General features: G+C 70.0%; 14 protein-coding genes. 9 read left to right on the plus strand and 5 right to left on the minus strand.

The genetic code is table 11. From position 1 onward, the window contains the following. Nucleotides 1–141: 141 nt before the first annotated feature. The 3 genes from ABD927_RS19080 to purN form a co-directional block, all read right to left on the minus strand. A complete protein-coding gene (locus ABD927_RS19080; RefSeq protein WP_345251434.1) occupies nucleotides 142–1,332 on the minus strand; it encodes a DesA family fatty acid desaturase in 1,191 nt (396 codons plus the stop codon). A 373-nt stretch (nucleotides 1,333–1,705) separates the two neighbouring features. Further along, a complete protein-coding gene (locus ABD927_RS19085; RefSeq protein ID WP_345251435.1) occupies nucleotides 1,706–3,073 on the minus strand; it encodes an RsmB/NOP family class I SAM-dependent RNA methyltransferase in 1,368 nt (455 codons plus the stop codon). 208 nt (nucleotides 3,074–3,281) lie between these two features. Continuing rightward, the gene (gene purN, locus ABD927_RS19090) at nucleotides 3,282–3,986 is read right to left on the minus strand and encodes a phosphoribosylglycinamide formyltransferase (RefSeq protein WP_345251436.1); all 705 of its coding nucleotides are present in this window, start codon (nucleotides 3,984–3,986) and stop codon (nucleotides 3,282–3,284) included. 127 nt (nucleotides 3,987–4,113) lie between these two features. On the opposite strand from purN, the gene ABD927_RS19095 reads away from it, so the two are divergent. The 6 genes from ABD927_RS19095 to dut all read left to right on the plus strand — a co-directional run bounded on the left by ABD927_RS19095 (nucleotide 4,114) and on the right by dut (nucleotide 10,911). After that, on the plus strand, nucleotides 4,114–5,103 hold the full coding sequence (locus ABD927_RS19095) for a bifunctional riboflavin kinase/FAD synthetase (RefSeq protein WP_345251487.1): 990 nt from the start codon (nucleotides 4,114–4,116) through the stop codon (nucleotides 5,101–5,103). A gap of 99 nt (nucleotides 5,104–5,202) precedes the next feature. Next, complete coding sequence (gene ileS / locus ABD927_RS19100) at nucleotides 5,203–8,022, plus strand: isoleucine--tRNA ligase (RefSeq protein ID WP_345251437.1); 2,820 nt, start codon at nucleotides 5,203–5,205, stop codon at nucleotides 8,020–8,022. After that, on the plus strand, nucleotides 8,022–8,510 hold the full coding sequence (lspA, locus tag ABD927_RS19105) for a signal peptidase II (protein ID WP_345251438.1): 489 nt from the start codon (nucleotides 8,022–8,024) through the stop codon (nucleotides 8,508–8,510). The genes ileS and lspA overlap by 1 nt, the downstream gene beginning before the upstream one ends. A gap of 22 nt (nucleotides 8,511–8,532) precedes the next feature. Beyond that, nucleotides 8,533–9,723 carry a bifunctional phosphopantothenoylcysteine decarboxylase/phosphopantothenate--cysteine ligase CoaBC gene (gene coaBC / locus ABD927_RS19110; protein WP_345251440.1) on the plus strand — a complete coding sequence of 397 codons (1,191 nt, stop codon included), beginning with the start codon at nucleotides 8,533–8,535 and terminating at the stop codon, nucleotides 9,721–9,723. Between the two features lie 23 nt (nucleotides 9,724–9,746). Then, nucleotides 9,747–10,451 (plus strand): phage holin family protein, encoded by a 705-nt coding sequence (locus ABD927_RS19115; RefSeq protein ID WP_345251441.1) that lies wholly within the window; start codon nucleotides 9,747–9,749, stop codon nucleotides 10,449–10,451. Between the two features lie 10 nt (nucleotides 10,452–10,461). Next, nucleotides 10,462–10,911: a dUTP diphosphatase gene (gene dut / locus ABD927_RS19120; RefSeq protein ID WP_345251442.1), complete on the plus strand. Its 450-nt coding sequence runs from the start codon at nucleotides 10,462–10,464 to the stop codon at nucleotides 10,909–10,911. Between the two features lie 64 nt (nucleotides 10,912–10,975). Here dut and ABD927_RS19125 read toward each other — a convergent pair whose 3' ends face one another. Beyond that, nucleotides 10,976–11,665: a hypothetical protein gene (locus ABD927_RS19125; protein WP_345251443.1), complete on the minus strand. Its 690-nt coding sequence runs from the start codon at nucleotides 11,663–11,665 to the stop codon at nucleotides 10,976–10,978. A 294-nt stretch (nucleotides 11,666–11,959) separates the two neighbouring features. Between ABD927_RS19125 and ABD927_RS19130 the strand changes: the two genes are divergently transcribed. Further along, complete coding sequence (locus ABD927_RS19130) at nucleotides 11,960–12,961, plus strand: tripartite tricarboxylate transporter substrate binding protein (protein WP_345251444.1); 1,002 nt, start codon at nucleotides 11,960–11,962, stop codon at nucleotides 12,959–12,961. A gap of 19 nt (nucleotides 12,962–12,980) precedes the next feature. Here the strand turns inward: ABD927_RS19130 and ABD927_RS19135 are convergent, their stop codons facing one another. Then, a complete protein-coding gene (locus ABD927_RS19135) occupies nucleotides 12,981–13,682 on the minus strand; it encodes an IclR family transcriptional regulator (RefSeq protein WP_345251445.1) in 702 nt (233 codons plus the stop codon). A gap of 159 nt (nucleotides 13,683–13,841) precedes the next feature. On the opposite strand from ABD927_RS19135, the gene ABD927_RS19140 reads away from it, so the two are divergent. After that, nucleotides 13,842–14,543 carry an isochorismatase family protein gene (locus ABD927_RS19140; protein ID WP_345251446.1) on the plus strand — a complete coding sequence of 234 codons (702 nt, stop codon included), beginning with the start codon at nucleotides 13,842–13,844 and terminating at the stop codon, nucleotides 14,541–14,543. Nucleotides 14,544–14,562: 19 nt separating this feature from the next. Beyond that, nucleotides 14,563–15,759: an FAD-dependent monooxygenase gene (locus ABD927_RS19145; RefSeq protein ID WP_345251447.1), complete on the plus strand. Its 1,197-nt coding sequence runs from the start codon at nucleotides 14,563–14,565 to the stop codon at nucleotides 15,757–15,759. The last annotated feature ends 20 nt before the right edge of the window (nucleotides 15,760–15,779 follow it).

Consider the following 15,779-nt stretch of genomic DNA (forward strand, 5'->3'; position numbering starts at 1 on the left):
CTGCCGGTCAGGCCCGGCGTAATTGCTGCAATGCATCCGCCGCCGTGGCCAATTGCGCGCCGTGCCCGGGCATGGCAGTCTCGTCGGCATGGACGAAAAAAAGAGAGCCCGCAGGCTCTCTTTGATCCGGCCCTGGCCGCTTCAGGCCGCGTAGCTGCGCAGCCGCGCCGAGAATTCCTCGAGCCGCGCGATGCCGCTCTGCTGGGCCCTGTTGCACCAGTCCTGCAGGTCGCGCATCAGCTGCTCGCTGGAGGCGCTGGAACGGTCCCAGATCTTGGCCAGTTCGCGCCGCATCTCGACCAGCAGGGCCAGCGAGCGATGGTCGGCCAGCACGGTGTCGACCTCGGAGCGATGGGCATCGGGCACCTCGTCGTGGTGCAGCAGCGCGCGCACGCGCGCCAGCACCGCGGCCTGGGTGGAGTCGCTGGCGGCCTTCAGGCGCTGGATCTCGTCGTGGCATACATGCTTGAGCACGTCGGCATAGCGCGCCATGATTTCGTAGCGGTGAGTGATGACGGCCTGCAGCGTTTCCAGGTCTACCGCCGGCTTGCTGTGATGCAGCCGCACCTTCGGCGCCACTTTCTTGACCTTGGCCAGGCCCAGGACTTCGAACAGGCGGATGTACCACCAGCCCAGGTCGAACTCGTACCACTTGGTGGAAAAGCGCGCCGACGACGCATAGGCGTGGTGGTTGTTGTGCAGTTCTTCGCCGCCGATCACGATGCCCCAGGGGAACACGTTGCGGCTGGTGTCGGGGCTGGCGTAGTTGCGGTAGCCCCAGTAGTGGCCGATGCCGTTGACCACGCCGGCGGCCCAGAACGGGATCCAGATCATCTGCACGGCCCACACCGTCAACCCGATGGCGCCGAACAGCAGGACGTCGATGATCATCATCAGGCCGGCGCCCTGCCACGTGAAGCGCGAGTAGACGTTGCGCTCGACCCAGTCGTTGGGCGTGCCGTGGCCGAATTTTTCCAGCGTTTCGGGGTTGCTGGCCTCGGCGCGGTACAGTTCGGCGCCCTGGAAGAACACCTTGCCGATGCCGAACACCATGGGCGAATGCGGATCGCCTTCGCGCTCGCAGCGCGCATGGTGCTTGCGGTGGATGGAGACCCATTCCTTGGTGACCATGCCGGTGGTCAGCCACAGCCAGAAGCGGAAGAAATGGGCGACCGCGGGATGCAGGTCGAGGCCGCGGTGGGCCTGGGAACGATGCAGGTAGATCGTAACGGCGAGGATGGTGACGTGGGTGGCCACCAGGGTGAATGCGATGATCTGCCACCAGGAGGCGTCGGCCAGGCCATTGGACAGAAACGAAAGCAGGAAATCCATACTACCTCACGGGCCGCGCGGCGGATCCGCCGTCGGCTCAAGGGGGAAGCCCCCGGGACAGGCCACGCCCCGCGGCGCCGCCTGCATACCGAGCCATGTACCCGAAACGCGCCGGGCTCGTAGCGGCGCGTTCCGCGCTCCGCTCTTTCCGCGAGGAAAGCCCGGGGCGCCGGGAAGTTTAGACCAAGCCGCGCTCCGCGACCCCGTTTTTCTACCCGAGGCGTTGGAGAAGCAATGCAGGCTCGGGGTTCCCCAGGGGAAACCCGCTCCTGCGGCATGGCGGACAATTGGAATTGTCTTCTGCGTGCAAAGAAATTGTACGGAGGAATATCCCTGATGCATACAGGGGTACATTGAGGCAGATCAAGGCAGATCAAGCCTGGAGATCGCCATCCGTCGAATCCAGCGGCTCGGACAGCAGATCGGCGCCTGGCCCGGGCTCGTCCTGCGCCTGTTCGGCGTCCGGCTCCGGCAGCGCCACCGCCGCCTGGGCGGCCTGGGCCGGCGCGGGCGACAGCCGCCGCTGCAGGGCCGCGGCGAAAAAACCGTCGCTGCCGTGGACGTCGGGCCGCAGCTTCAGGTAGGGGCCGGCCAGCCCCGGCGGCGCGGCGCGTTCGGCCAGGATGTCGCCGGCCGGCAACAGCTCGAAATCGGGATGGGTGGCCAGGAAGTGCTCGACCTGGTCTTCGTTCTCGACCCGCAGCACGCTGCAGGTGGCATACACCAGCCGGCCGCCGGGGGCTACGCAGCGGGCGGCGGCGGCCAGGATGTTGCGTTGCGTCAGGCAGAGGTCGGACACGCTTTCGGGGCTTTGCCGCCATTTCAGGTCGGGGTTGCGGCGCAGCGTGCCGACCCCGCTGCACGGGGCATCGACCAGCACGCGATGCGCCTTGCGCGCCAGCCGCTTGACGCGCGGGTCGTTCTCGTTGGCGATCACTACCGGTACCACGTTCGACAAACCGCTGCGCGCCAGGCGCGGCTTGAGCCGGGCCAGCCGCGCCTGGGAAACGTCGAAGGCGTACAGGCGGCCGGTGGAGCGCATCAGCGCGCCCAGCAGCAGCGTCTTGCCGCCGGCGCCGGCGCAGAAGTCGATCACCATCTCGCCGCGCCGCGGCGCCACCAGCAGCGCCAGCAGCTGGCTGCCTTCGTCCTGCACCTCGATGCTGCCATCGGTGAAGCGCTGCCAGCGGTTCAATGCCGGCCGGCCCTGCAGGCGGATGCCGAACGGCGAATACGGCGTGGGCTCGGCGCGCGGCGCGCCGTCGGCGGCGCGCAGTTCGGCCAGCACGGCGTCGCGCTCGGCCTTCATCGGGTTGACGCGGATGTCGAGCGGGGCCGCGCGGTTGAGCGCCTCGAACAGCGCGTCGCTGTCGGGCTCGATGGCCAGCGCCTCGGCCAGCCAGTCGGGCACGCTGAGCCGCACTTCGCGCGGCAGCGATTCGGGCGCGATGGCGCCGACGCGTTCCAGCCAGTCGGCTTCGTCGTCGGCCAGCGCGGGGCGCAGCGCATCGGCGCCGAGCGTGGCGGCCAGGCCCAGGATGGCCAGCCGGCGGGTGGCGGCGCCGCGCCCGCCCTCTGCCACGTGGCGGTAGCGGCGCAGGTGGCGCAGCACGTCGTACACCGCCTCGGCCACGTCGCCGCGGTCGCGCCCGCCCAGCCGGGGATGTTCGCGGAACCAGCGCGACAGCACCTGGTCGGCCGGGCCGGCCCATTGCAGGATCTCGCCCAGCGCCGAACGCACCTGGTCGATGCGGGCCGCGGCGGGGTGGCCGGCCGATGCGGGCCGCCGGGGGCCGTCGCCCGATGCAGGGCCGCGATGCGCGGACGGCCGGTTCGGCGAAGGCCGCGGGGCGCCATCGCGCGGCGCGGCGCCGCGCGGTTCCGCCTGGCGCCTGGCCGGCGAAGACGGCCGATCGCCGCCCCGCGAGGGCCGGTTGGCCGGCGCGGCGTCATGCGGCGGCTCCACCGGCGGCCACGGCCGGGCCGGCCGGCGGCTCGACGCCGATCGTGCGCTGCGGGCAGCCTTCCACCTGCACCCGGTCGCCGTCGAGCCGCACCCGGCCTTCGGCCAGCCAGCGCACGACCAGCGGATAGACACGGTGCTCGACCGTAAGCACGCGTTCGGCCAGCGCGGCTTCGGTGTCGCCGGCCAGCACCGGCACCACGCCCTGGGCGATGATGGGGCCGTGGTCGAGCCGGGGCGTGACGAAATGCACGGTGCAGCCGTGCACCTGCACGCCGGCCTCCAGCGCCTGCTTATGGGTTTCCAGCCCCGGGAACAGCGGCAGCAGCGAGGGATGGATGTTGACCAGCCGGCCGGCGTAATGGCCGACGAAGCCGTCGGTCAGGATGCGCATGAAGCCGGCCAGCAAGACGTAATCGGGTTCGAAGGCGTCGATTTCGCGCGCCAGCGCGGCGTCGAACGCGGCGCGGTCGGCGTGGTCGCGGTGCGACACCACGCGGGTCGGGATGCCGTGGCCGGCGGCCCACTGCAGGCCGGCGGCCTGGGGGCGGTTGGCGATCACGGCGCGGATTTCGGCCGGCCAGCCGCGCGTACGGCAGGCTTCGGCGATGGATTGCAGATTGCTGCCCCGCCCCGAAATCAGGACGACCAGGCGGCACGGCCGGGCAGACGGGAAAGGCGATATCGTCATCGCCGGATTGTAGCATCGCGCCTCTGCGAAAGGCCGAAAAACTCCTATAATTCAATGTTTTAGCCCATCCTTCGACGGCAGCCGCTTGAAGCCCGACCCCACTTCCGTTCCCGCTGCGCGCGCCGCGCTGCGCGTGTTCCGCGGCTTGCCGCCGCCGGCGCTGCGCGGCCCCTGCGCGCTGGCGATCGGCAATTTCGACGGCGTGCACCGCGGCCACCAGGCCATGCTGGCGCGGGTGCGCCGGGCCGCCGACACCCACGGCCTGATCCCTACCGTGATGACGTTCGAGCCGCATCCGCGCGAATTCTTCGCCCGGCTGCACAACCGGCCCGAACTGGCGCCCACCCGCATCGCCGCGCTGCGCGACGAACTGTGCGCGCTGGCGCAGGCCGGCATGCGGCACGTGGTGGTGGAACGCTTCGACAGCCGGCTGGCCGGCATGCCGGCGCAGGAATTCATCGACCGCCTGCTGGTGCAAGGCCTGCACGCCCGCTGGCTGCTGGTGGGCGACGATTTCCGCTTCGGCGCGCGCCGCACCGGCGACATCGACCTGTTGCGCGCCAACGCCGCGCGCGGCGGCTTCGTGGTGGAGTCGCTCGATTCCGTCACCGACCACGGCCAGCGCATTTCCAGCTCGGCCATCCGCGCCGCGCTGGCCGCCGGCGACCTCGACCGCGCCGCCGAGCTGCTGGGCCGCCGCTACAGCGTGTCGGGCCACGTCATCCACGGCCAGAAGCTGGGCCGCACGCTGGGCTTCCCCACGCTGAACCTGCGCATTCCGCACCGCAACCCGGCGCTGTCTGGCATTTTCGTGGTGCAGGTGCAGGGCCTGGCTGCCCGGCCGCTGGCCGGCGTGGCCAGCCTGGGCGTGCGCCCGACGGTAGACGACAGCGGCCGCGTGCTGCTGGAAGTACACCTGCTGGATTTCAGCGGCGACGCTTACGGTAAACTCGTACAGGTGGAATTCCTGAAAAAACTCCGCGACGAAGAAAAATTCGTCGATCTGCCCACCCTCACCGCGGCGATCGACGAAGACGCGCGCCAGGCCCGCGCCTACTTCGCCGCCAGCCATCTGGGCCAGATCGACCTCGCAACGTCGGCCACCGACCGAATTTGAAGCGGTGGGCGGCGCCTGCGCCGCGCCCACCATCGCGCAAGCCATCCACGCCTGCCTGACCGCCCCGCAGCCGGGGCCGACGTCGATTTATCTGCCTCCATGGACTACAAGAAAACCCTGAACCTCCCCGACACGCCGTTCCCGATGCGCGGCGACCTGGCCAAACGCGAACCCGGCTGGGTCAAGTCCTGGGAGGAAAAGCACCTGTACCAGGTCATCCGCCAGGCCAGCGCCGGCCGCCCGCGCTTCGTGCTGCACGACGGCCCGCCCTACGCCAACGGCGACATCCACATCGGCCACGCCGTCAACAAGATCCTGAAAGACATCATCGTCAAGGCGCGCACGCTGGCCGGCTTCGACGCCCCCTACGTGCCGGGCTGGGACTGCCACGGCATGCCGATCGAGATCCAGATCGAAAAGCAGTACGGCAAGGGCCTGCCGGTGTCCGAAGTGCAGGCCAAGGCGCGCGCCTACGCGGCCGCCCAGGTCGAGCGCCAGAAGGCCGACTTCAAGCGGCTGGGCGTGCTGGGCGACTGGGACGACCCCTACCTGACGATGAACTTCCGCAACGAGGCCGACGAGCTGCGGGCGCTGGGCAAGATCCTGGAAAAAGGCTTCGTGTTCCGCGGCCTGAAGCCGGTCAACTGGTGCTTCGACTGCGGCTCGGCGCTGGCCGAGGCCGAGGTCGAATACGCCGACCGCACCGATCCGGCCATCGACGTCGCCTTCGCCTTCGCCGACAAGCCCGCGCTGGCGCGCGCCTTCGGGCTGCCGGCCATCGACGAAGACGGCGCGATCGTGATCTGGACCACCACCCCGTGGACCATCCCGTCGAACCAGGCGCTGAACCTGCACCCCGAGTTCGACTACGCGCTGGTGCGCGTGGCCGCGCCGCAGCCCTGGGGCACCCTGCTGATCGTGGCGCGCGACCGCGTCGAGGCCTGCCTGCAATCGTGGGGCCTGCAAGGCGAGGTGGTGGCCAGCTGCAAGGGCGCGGCGCTGGCCGGCATCGCCTTCCGCCATCCGCTGGCCAGGGCCGACGCCGGCTACGACCGCCTGTCGCCGGTCTACCCGGCCGACTACGTCACGCTCGACACCGGCACCGGCGTGGTCCACGCGGCGCCGGCCTACGGCGTGGAAGACTTCGCGATCTGCAAGGCCAACGGCCTGTCCGACGACGCCATCCTGTCGCCCGTGCTGGGCGACGGCCGCTACGCCGCCTCGCTGCCGCTGTTCGGCGGCCTGTCGATCTGGGACGCCAACCCGAAGATCGTCGACGCGCTGGCCGCCGCCGGCTCGCTGCTGAAGGCGGAAAAGCACCGCCACAGCTATATGCATTGCTGGCGCCACAAGACGCCGATCATCTATCGCGCCACCAGCCAGTGGTTCGCCGGCATGGACGTGCAGCCCCGCGAGGGCGGCGGCACGCTGCGCGAACGCGCGCTGGCCGGCGTCGAGGCCACCCGCTTCTTCCCCGCCTGGGGCAAGGCGCGGCTGCACGCGATGATCGCCAACCGGCCCGACTGGACGCTGTCGCGCCAGCGCCAGTGGGGCGTGCCGATGGCCTTCTTCGTGCACAAGGAAACCGGCGCGCTGCATCCACGCACCGTGGAGCTGATCGAGCAGGTGGCGCAGCGCATCGAGGCCGGCGGCATCGAGGCCTGGCAGGCGCTGGACCCGCGCGAGCTGCTGGGCATTGAGGCCGACCACTACGAGAAGAACCGCGACACGCTGGACGTCTGGTTCGACTCCGGCACCACCCACCAGACGGTGCTGCGCGGTTCGCACGCCTCGCAGTCGGCCTGGCCGGCCGACCTGTACCTGGAAGGCTCCGACCAGCACCGCGGCTGGTTCCACTCCTCGCTGCTGACCAGTTGCATGCTCAACGGCACGCCGCCGTACAAGGGCCTGCTCACGCACGGCTTCGTGGTCGACGGCCAGGGCCGCAAGATGAGCAAGTCGCTCGGCAACACCATCGTGCCGCAGAAGGTGTCCGACACGCTGGGCGCCGAGATCCTGCGGCTGTGGGTGGCCAGCACCGATTATTCGGGCGAGCTGTCGATCTCCGACGAGATCCTCAAGCGGGTGGTGGAAAGCTATCGCCGCATCCGCAACACGCTGCGCTTCCTGCTGGCCAACGTCAGCGATTTCGACGCCGCCACGCAGGCGGTGGCGCCCGAGGCGCTGTTCGAGATCGACCGCTACGCGCTGGCGATGACGGCGCAGATGCAGGAGGAAGTGCAGGCGCTGTACGACCGCTACGAATTCCATCCGGCGGCGGCCCGGCTGCAGACCTTCTGTTCCGAAGACCTGGGCGCCTTCTACCTCGACATCCTGAAAGACCGGCTGTACACCACTGCGCCCGCCAGCAAGGCGCGCCGCTCGGCGCAGACCGCGCTGTGGCACGTCACCCAGACCCTGCTGCGGCTGATGGCGCCGATCCTGTCGTTCACCGCCGAGGAAGCCTGGGCGCTGGTCAGGCCGGGCGCGGCCACCATCTTCACCGAGCTCTTCCACCAGGTGCCGGTGCAGGCCGACGCGGCGGAACTGATCGCCAAGTGGGACCGCCTGCGCCAGCTGCGCGCCGAGGTCACGCGCCGCCTGGAAGAAGTGCGCGCCGCCGGCGGCATCGGCTCTTCCCTGCAGGCCGAGATCGACATCCACGCCCCCGAGCCGGACCTTTCCCTGCTGCGCAGCCTGGGCGACGACCTGCGCTTCGTCTTCATCGTGTCGCGCTGCGGCGTGCTGCCGGCCGCCGACGGCGCGCTGCGGGTCGACGTCGCGCCTTCGGCGCACGCCAAGTGCGAGCGCTGCTGGCACTGGCGCGCCGACGTCGGCATCGACCCGGCCCAGCCGCAGATCTGCGGCCGCTGCGTGGCCAACCTGTCGGGCGTGGGCGAACCGCGCGAGGCCGCCTGATGGCCGCGCGCGGAGGCAGCCGGCTGTCGGTATGGCTGATGATCGCCGGCGTGGTGGTGGTGCTGGACCAGCTCACCAAGATCGTGATCGACCGTACCTTCGCCTACGGCCACCGGATGGAGCTGCTGCCGGTGCTCGACCTGACGCGGGTCTACAACCGCGGCGCCGCCTTCAGCTTCCTGGCCGGCGCCGCCGGCTGGCAGCGCTGGTTCTTCACCGCGCTGGCGCTGGTGGTGGCGGTGGTCATCGTATGGATGCTGGCGCGCCACGGCCACCAGCGGCTGTTCGCCTGGGCGCTCGCGCTAATCCTGGGCGGCGCGGTGGGCAATGTGATCGACCGCCTGCTGCACGGCCACGTGGTCGACTTCATCCTCGCGCACTACCGCGGCTGGTTCTTCCCGGCCTTCAACGTGGCCGACTCGGCGATCACGGTCGGAGCGGTTATGCTGGTGCTGGACGAACTGCTGCGCGTCAGGCGATCGCGCTAGCCTCTCTGGGGAAGACCGCCGCATGCTGGAGCTCAACGGAAGACGGATCGTCGTCGGCGTGACCGGCGGCATCGCCGCCTACAAGGCCTGCGAACTGGTGCGCCGCCTGATGGACCACGGCGCCACGGTCGACGTGGTGATGACCGAGGCCGCCACGCGTTTCGTCACGCCGGTCACCTTCCAGGCGCTGGCGGGCCGGCCGGTGTTCACCGACCAGTGGGACGCGCGGGTGCCCAACAACATGGCGCACATCAATCTGAGCCGCGGCGCCGATGCCATCCTGGTGGTGCCGGCCAGCACCGATTTCATGGCGCGCCTGGCCCACGGCCTGGCCGACGACCTGCTGGCCACCCTGTGCGTGGCGCGCGCCTGTCCGCTGCTGCTGGCGCCGGCCATGAACCGCGAGATGTGGAACAACCCGGCCACGCAGCGCAACGCGGCGCAATTGCGCGCCGACGGCGTCGAACTGCTGGGCCCGGCCGCGGGCGACCAGGCCTGCGGCGAAGTCGGCTCCGGCCGCATGCTGGAACCGGCCGAGATCCTGCAGGACCTGATCGCCTTCCTGCAGCCCAAGCCGCTGCGCGGCCGGCGCGTGCTCATTACCGCCGGCCCCACCAGCGAACCGATCGATCCGGTGCGGGTGCTGACCAATCTGTCGTCGGGCAAGATGGGCTACGCGGTGGCGCGGGCGGCGGCCGAGGCCGGCGCCGACGTCACGCTGGTGTCCGGCCCCACCGCGCTGCCGGCGCCGCGCGGCGTGCGGCGCGTGGACGTGGCCACCGCGCAGCAGATGTACGACGCGGTGATGGCCGACGCGCCGCGCGCCGACGTATTCGTCGCGGTGGCGGCGGTGGCCGACTGGCGCATCAAGACGGTCAGCGCGGAAAAGATCAAGAAGACGGCGTCGGGCATGCCGCCGGCGCTCGACTTCGTCGAGAATCCCGACATCCTGGCCGCCGTGGCGCGCCTGCCCGGCGGCCCGTACTGCGTGGGCTTCGCCGCCGAAACCGAACAGCTGGAACGCCACGCCATGGCCAAGCGCGAACGCAAGGGCATCCCGCTGCTGGTGGCCAACCGCGCGCAGGACGCGCTCGGCGCCGACGACACCACGCTGATCCTGTTCGACGCCGACGGCATGCATCCGCTGGCCCGCCAGCCCAAGCTGGCGGCGGCCCGCGAACTGGTGGCGCAGATCGCGCGCCGATTGCCCTGACGCTTATCCCCACGGAGGCTGCCATGTTCTTCGAGAGCGAACCCCGCAACGGCGACTACGCCAGCTACGTCGAACGCCTCGTCAACGGCGGCGGCAACCAGCCCGGCAAGACGGCGCAGCCGGGCGCGCGCGGCGCGATCTTCGCGCCCTTGCCCACCGGCGAGCGGGGCGCGGAGCCCGCGTCGTTCGATACGGGGCCCGGCACGGGCGCACAGCCTTCGCCCTTCGGCCAACCCGCCGCCGGCGCGCAGACGGCCGCAAGCCCGCGGCCCGGCAGCGTCCGGCCGTCGCCCTTCGACACGCCCACCACCGGCACCGCCCAGCCCGCGACGCGCCGCTCCGAAGGGCAATGGGCGGACAGCGAAGTCGCCGGCAACAGCTGGCCATGGCCCGACTCGTCGCCGGCGCCGGCATCGACGCCGGCGCCCGCCCGGCCGGCCGACGCGGCGCCGGCCACGCTGGCCAGCCAGGGATCGGCCGCCACCCGCGGTTTCGGCCAGATGGCGCTGGCCGTCATCGTGGTCTTCCTGGCGCTGGCCGGCCTGGTCTCCGACTTCGTCCGCGCCTGGCCGCCGGCTCCGTCGGCGCTGGCGCGCTTCGCCTTCCTGGCCATCATCGCCGTGCTGCTGTTCCGGCGCGGCCTGGCCCGCGTGCGCGGCGCGCAGTCGCTGCCGTCCCTTCCCCTGCCTCCTTTCGTTCCCACCCGCCGCGGCGCCCCGCGCCGCTGAACCCCGATCCATGAAATCCGTCGACCTGAAGATCCTCGATGCCCGCATGCGGGACTACCTGCCCGCCTACGCGACGGCCGGCTCCGCCGGGCTGGACCTGCGCGCCTGCCTGGACGAGGCCATGACCATCGCGCCGGGCCAGACCGTGCTGGTGCCGACCGGGCTGGCGATCCACCTGGCCGATCCGGGCTATGCGGCCGTGATCCTGCCGCGCTCGGGGCTGGGCCACAAGCACGGCATCGTGCTGGGCAACCTGGTCGGCCTGATCGATTCCGACTACCAGGGCCAGCTGATGGTGTCGACCTGGAACCGCGGCGCCGAGCCGTTCGTGCTGCAGCCGCTGGAACGCCTGGCGCAAATGGTGATCGTGCCGGTGGCCCGGGTGGCGTTCAACGTGGTCGACGACTTCGAAGGCTCGGCTCGCGGCGCCGGCGGTTTCGGCAGCACGGGCCGGCAATAGGCAACGCGACGGCTCGGCGGCGAGACGTCCGGAGGACGCCTGCGCCGCACGGCCGATGCGCACATCAGAATCGATAAGACACGCCGACGTAGACCTGCGGCCACACCTTGAAATCGTCTGCGTCGTCGGCGATCTGCCGGCGCTGCGCCTCGATCTCGGCATCGGCCGTGGTGCCTTCGGCCCGCGCCGCCGCATCGAGCCTGGCATATAGCGCGTCGCTGACGCTGATGCGCGTCTTGGGCTTGCCGAAGGTCACGCCGGCGTCGAACACGAAACCCCAGCCCTTGCGGCCGGTATCGTTCAAGCCCCAGCCCACGCCCAGGTAGGGCGCGACGTCGGGGAATTTGACCGAGGCCCGCAAGTCGTCTCCCGGCCCGTACGGAACGGTGGTGTCGTTGACCGTGATGGTGCCATCGTCATCGGGCGTGCCGTCGCCTTCGACCGCGAGCTTGCGCACGTGCAGGCCGGCCGTCACGCGGAAACCGTTGGCGAACGGGAACCAATCGACGTAGGCGCCCGCCTGGTTGGCCTTGAGCGTGGCCGCGTAGGTCAGGTCGCCCGAGGTTCGATTGCGATGGGGACTGCCGATCGTACTGAGATCGGCGTGCCATCCGAACCGCTCGTTCACCGACTGCGCATACCCCACGCCCAGGCCCAGGAAACCGCCCTTTAGATAGACCTCCTGCGCCGACGCCGTCGCCGCCGCGCCGCTGGCCGCGGCCAGCACCCCCACCGTCATCCATTTCGCCGCCATCGATCGCTCTCCCTTGGTGGCCCGCGACGCGCGGGCACTGGGAAAAATTATGTGAGGCGGAGCAAACACTCCCCGTGGCGCAGCGTGACGCATGCACCACTTGGTTACGTCACGCCATGTATCGCCATGCGCGCGCGTACTGAAGCAGGTCTTTTTGCTGCTCATCCATGGCGCTGGCTATTGCCAAGCAAGGCGCTTAGGTCCTAAGATGATTCCGCACACAAGAATCACATTCTGTCTAAAAGAATATTCTTGAATAGCTATCCTCCCCGCTCCACTCCCGACGAGGCCGCCATGAAACCGGATGTTCCCAAGACCACGACCGCCCGCCATTCGCGCGCGGCCGGCACGCTGGCCGGCCTCGCGCTGCTTGCCGCCTGCGCCGGCGCCTTCGCCCAGGCCTACCCGGTCAGGCCGGTGCAGATCATCGTGCCCTTTCCGCCGGGCGGCAGCCTCGATGCGCTGGTACGCACCGTCGCGCAGCAGATGGGCGAGCGGTGGAATGTCCCGGTGGTGGTGGACAACCGCGCCGGCGCCAGCGGCATGATCGGCCTGAACGCCGCGGCCAAGGCCGCCCCCGACGGCTATACGCTGGCCGCCGTGGCCAACAGCTTCGTGGCCAATACCCTGCTCAGGCAGGACATGCCCTACGACGCGTTCAAGGATTTCGCCGCCGTCAGCCTGCTTGGATCGGTGCCCTTCGTGGTTACCGCCAGCACCGGCCTGCCGGTGAATTCGGTGCGGGAGCTGGCCGACTATTCGAAGCGGCAGCCGGGCCGCCTCACCTATTCCTCCGGCGGCACGGGAACGATGTCGCACCTGGGCGGCGAAATGTTCAAGCGCGCCACCGGCATCGAAGCCACCCACGTTCCGTACCGCGGGCAGGCGCCGGCCCTGACCGACGTGGTCGCGGGCCAGGTTTCGTTCACCATGGGCAACCTGCCCGAAGTCCTGCCCTATGCGCAGGCGGGCAAGGTCAAGACGCTGGCCATCCTGACCGCGTCGCGCTCAGCGCTCAGGCCCGACATTCCCACGCTGAAGGAGGCCGGCTATGCGCAGCTGGAAACCGGCTCCTGGTACGGCCTGGTGGCGCCGGCCGGCACGCCGCCCGCGGTGGTCGGCAAGATACAGGAAACGGTCGCCGCCATCCTGCGCCAGCCCGCCGTGCACGACAAGCTGGTGCAACAGGGCTTCGAGGTGGTGGGCAATACACCCGCGGAGTTCGGCGCCTTCATGCGGGACGAGGCCGCCGCCTACCGGAAAGTCATCGACGCAGCGGGCATCAAGACCGAATGAGCGGCGCCGGGGCGGGCGCTCAGGCCAGCGCCTCGAACACCGCCTCGTCGCCGCCGAACCGGCGCGTCAGCTCGATGGCCGCGGCGCGCACCGACTGCGAGAAGCGCCCGATCGCCTCGCGCTTGAAGCGGGAGGCCGGGCCCGAGATGGCGACCGCGCCGCGCAGTGCCCGGCCGGCGCCGAACACCGGCGCGGCCACCGCCGCGATGTCGGGTTCGCGCTCGCCGATGGTCACGATGACCGCGGCGCGCGGCAGCTTCGGCACCGAGGGGTCGAACTCCAGCAGCACGCGGCCGGCCGCGCCGGTCTGCAGCGGCAGGATGTCGCCGGCGTGCATGTGGTCGCGGATCGAACGCTGCGAGTCGATGCGGAACAGGCAAAGGCGCACGTCGCCCTCGCGGCGGAAGAACGACGCGCCTTCGCCCGTCTGGTCGGCAAGGTCGCTCAGCACGGGCACCACGATGTCTTCCAGGCGCAGCGAGGCCTGGTAGACGCTGCCCCAGTGCAGCACCGCGTGGCCGAGCTGGTAGCGGCCGTCCGGCAATTGCTGGACGCAGCGGAACCGGAGCAGGGAGGCGAGCAGGCGCAGGATGGTGCTTTTGTACAGCCCGGTGCGATTGGCGATTTCATGCAGCGTCAGCGCGTCGTCGTTGTGCTGGAAAACGTTGAGGATGGCGAGCGCCCGTTCGACCGACGCGACCCCTTCATTTTTTTCCGTCATGTAAGTCTTCGCTGGAGAAGGGCAGGCATTTTATCAGCCCGGCATGCGTGCCGGACCGTATTGACACCACAATATTCTACACAGCAGAATTACGTTCTGAAATCAGAATCAACGGACCAGAGGCAGACGACCCGGCTCGCGCCGGGTGGAAACACGAAGATGAATACGACTCCAGAAACAAGCGCGCCGTGGGCCGGCGTGATTCCCGAACATGAACTGGCGCTGTACGCCGCCGCCGGCCTGGGCACCGCCAGCGTCAGGCCCGGCCGCGCCGCGCTGCTGGTCATCGACGTGCAATACCGGTCGATGGGCCACGCGCCGGCGCCGATCGCCGAATCGATCGGGCAATACCCCACCAGCTGCGGCGAGTTCGGCTGGCGAGCGGTGCCGTACATCGCCCGCCTGCTGGCCGCCTTCCGCGCCCGCGGCCTGCCCGTCATCTATCCCCACGTCGCCCCCAAGGGCCGCCACGACGGTCAGCGCTTCGCCGACAAGATGCCGGCCATCATGTCGATCCCGCCCGAAGGCTATGCCTTCGTCGAGGAAACCGCGCCGCGGCCCGACGACATCCTGCTGCCCAAGCACCACGCCAGCGCCTTTTTCGGCACCGCGCTGATCAGCCACCTGCTGCAGCAGAAGGTCGACACTCTTTACGTCACCGGCTGCACCACCAGCGGCTGCGTGCGGGCCTCGGTGGTGGACGCGTCCTCGTACGGCTACCAGATCGTCGTCCCGCACGAGGCCGTCTACGACCGCTCGCAGGTGTCCCACGCGGTCAATCTGTTCGACATGAACAGCAAGTATGCGGACGTCATGTCGACCGCGCGCGCGCTCGACCTGCTGTCCGGCTCGCCCACCTGACCCGGCCCGGAACCTCACGATGAGCAAGAACTTGCACGTATTGATCGCCGGCGCCGGCATCGGCGGCCTGGTCGCGGCGCTGGCGCTGCTGCGCCGCGGGATCGACGTTTCGGTGTTCGAGCAGGCGAGCGAACTGAAAGAGATCGGCGCCGGCGTCCAACTCGGCCCCAACGGGGTGCGCGTGCTGTACGAACTGGGATTGCGGGCCGAGGTCGACCGGCTGGCCGTGAACGCCGACGCCAAGGAAATCCGCATCTGGGATACGGGCCGCACCTGGCCGCTGTTCGACCTGGGCGCCGAATCGGTCGAGCGCTACGGCGCGCCCTACCTGATGATGCACCGGGCCGACCTGCACGCCGTGCTGCTGGCCGCGGTGCAGGCCCTCAAGCCCGGCGCGGCGCGCATCAACGCGCGCTGCCGCGGCTTGGCGCAGGATGCCGGCGGCGTCACGCTGCAGCTCGAAAACGGCGAAACCGTTCGCGGCGACGTGCTGATCGGCGCCGACGGCCTGCACTCGGCCATCCGCAAGGCGCTGTTCGGCCCCGACGCCCCGCAATTCACCGGTGGCGTGTGCTGGCGCGGCATCATCGATGTGGCCAGGCTGCCCGCGCATCTGCGGCGGCCGGTCGGCGTCAACTGGGTAGGCCCGGGGGGGCACGTCATCACTTATCCGGTTCGCAGCGGCACGCTGCTCAATTTCGTCGGCCACGTCGAGCGCGACGACTGGCGCGGCGAGTCGTGGACCGAAGTCGGCACGCGCGAAGAACTGCTGGCCGACTACGCCGGCTGGCACGAAGACATCCAGGCCATGCTGCGCAACATCGACACCCCGTACAAATGGGCGCTGTTCCTGCGCACGCCGCTGCAGCAATGGTCGCGGGGCCGGGTCTCGCTGCTGGGCGACGCCTGCCACGCCACCCTGCCCTACCTGGCCCAGGGCGCCAACATGGCGATCGAGGACGGCCTGGTGCTGGCGCGCGCGCTGCGCGACCACGCCGACGTGGAGCAGGCGCTGCGGCGCTACGAGCAGGCGCGCGTCGAGCGCACCACGCTCATCGTCAACCGCTCGGCCGACAACCTGGGGCGCTTCCACAACGACGAACTGAGCCGGCCGCAGGCCGCGGAGCAATACGTGGCGCGCGAATGGGCGCCGGACAAGGTCAGGCAACGCTACGACTGGCTGTTCCGGTACGACGCGACGCAAGTACCTGTTTGACGATCGAAGCATTTACGAAC

The organism is Pigmentiphaga soli (genome assembly GCF_039541095.1).
Taxonomy (GTDB): Bacteria; Pseudomonadota; Gammaproteobacteria; order Burkholderiales; family Burkholderiaceae_B; genus Pigmentiphaga; species Pigmentiphaga soli.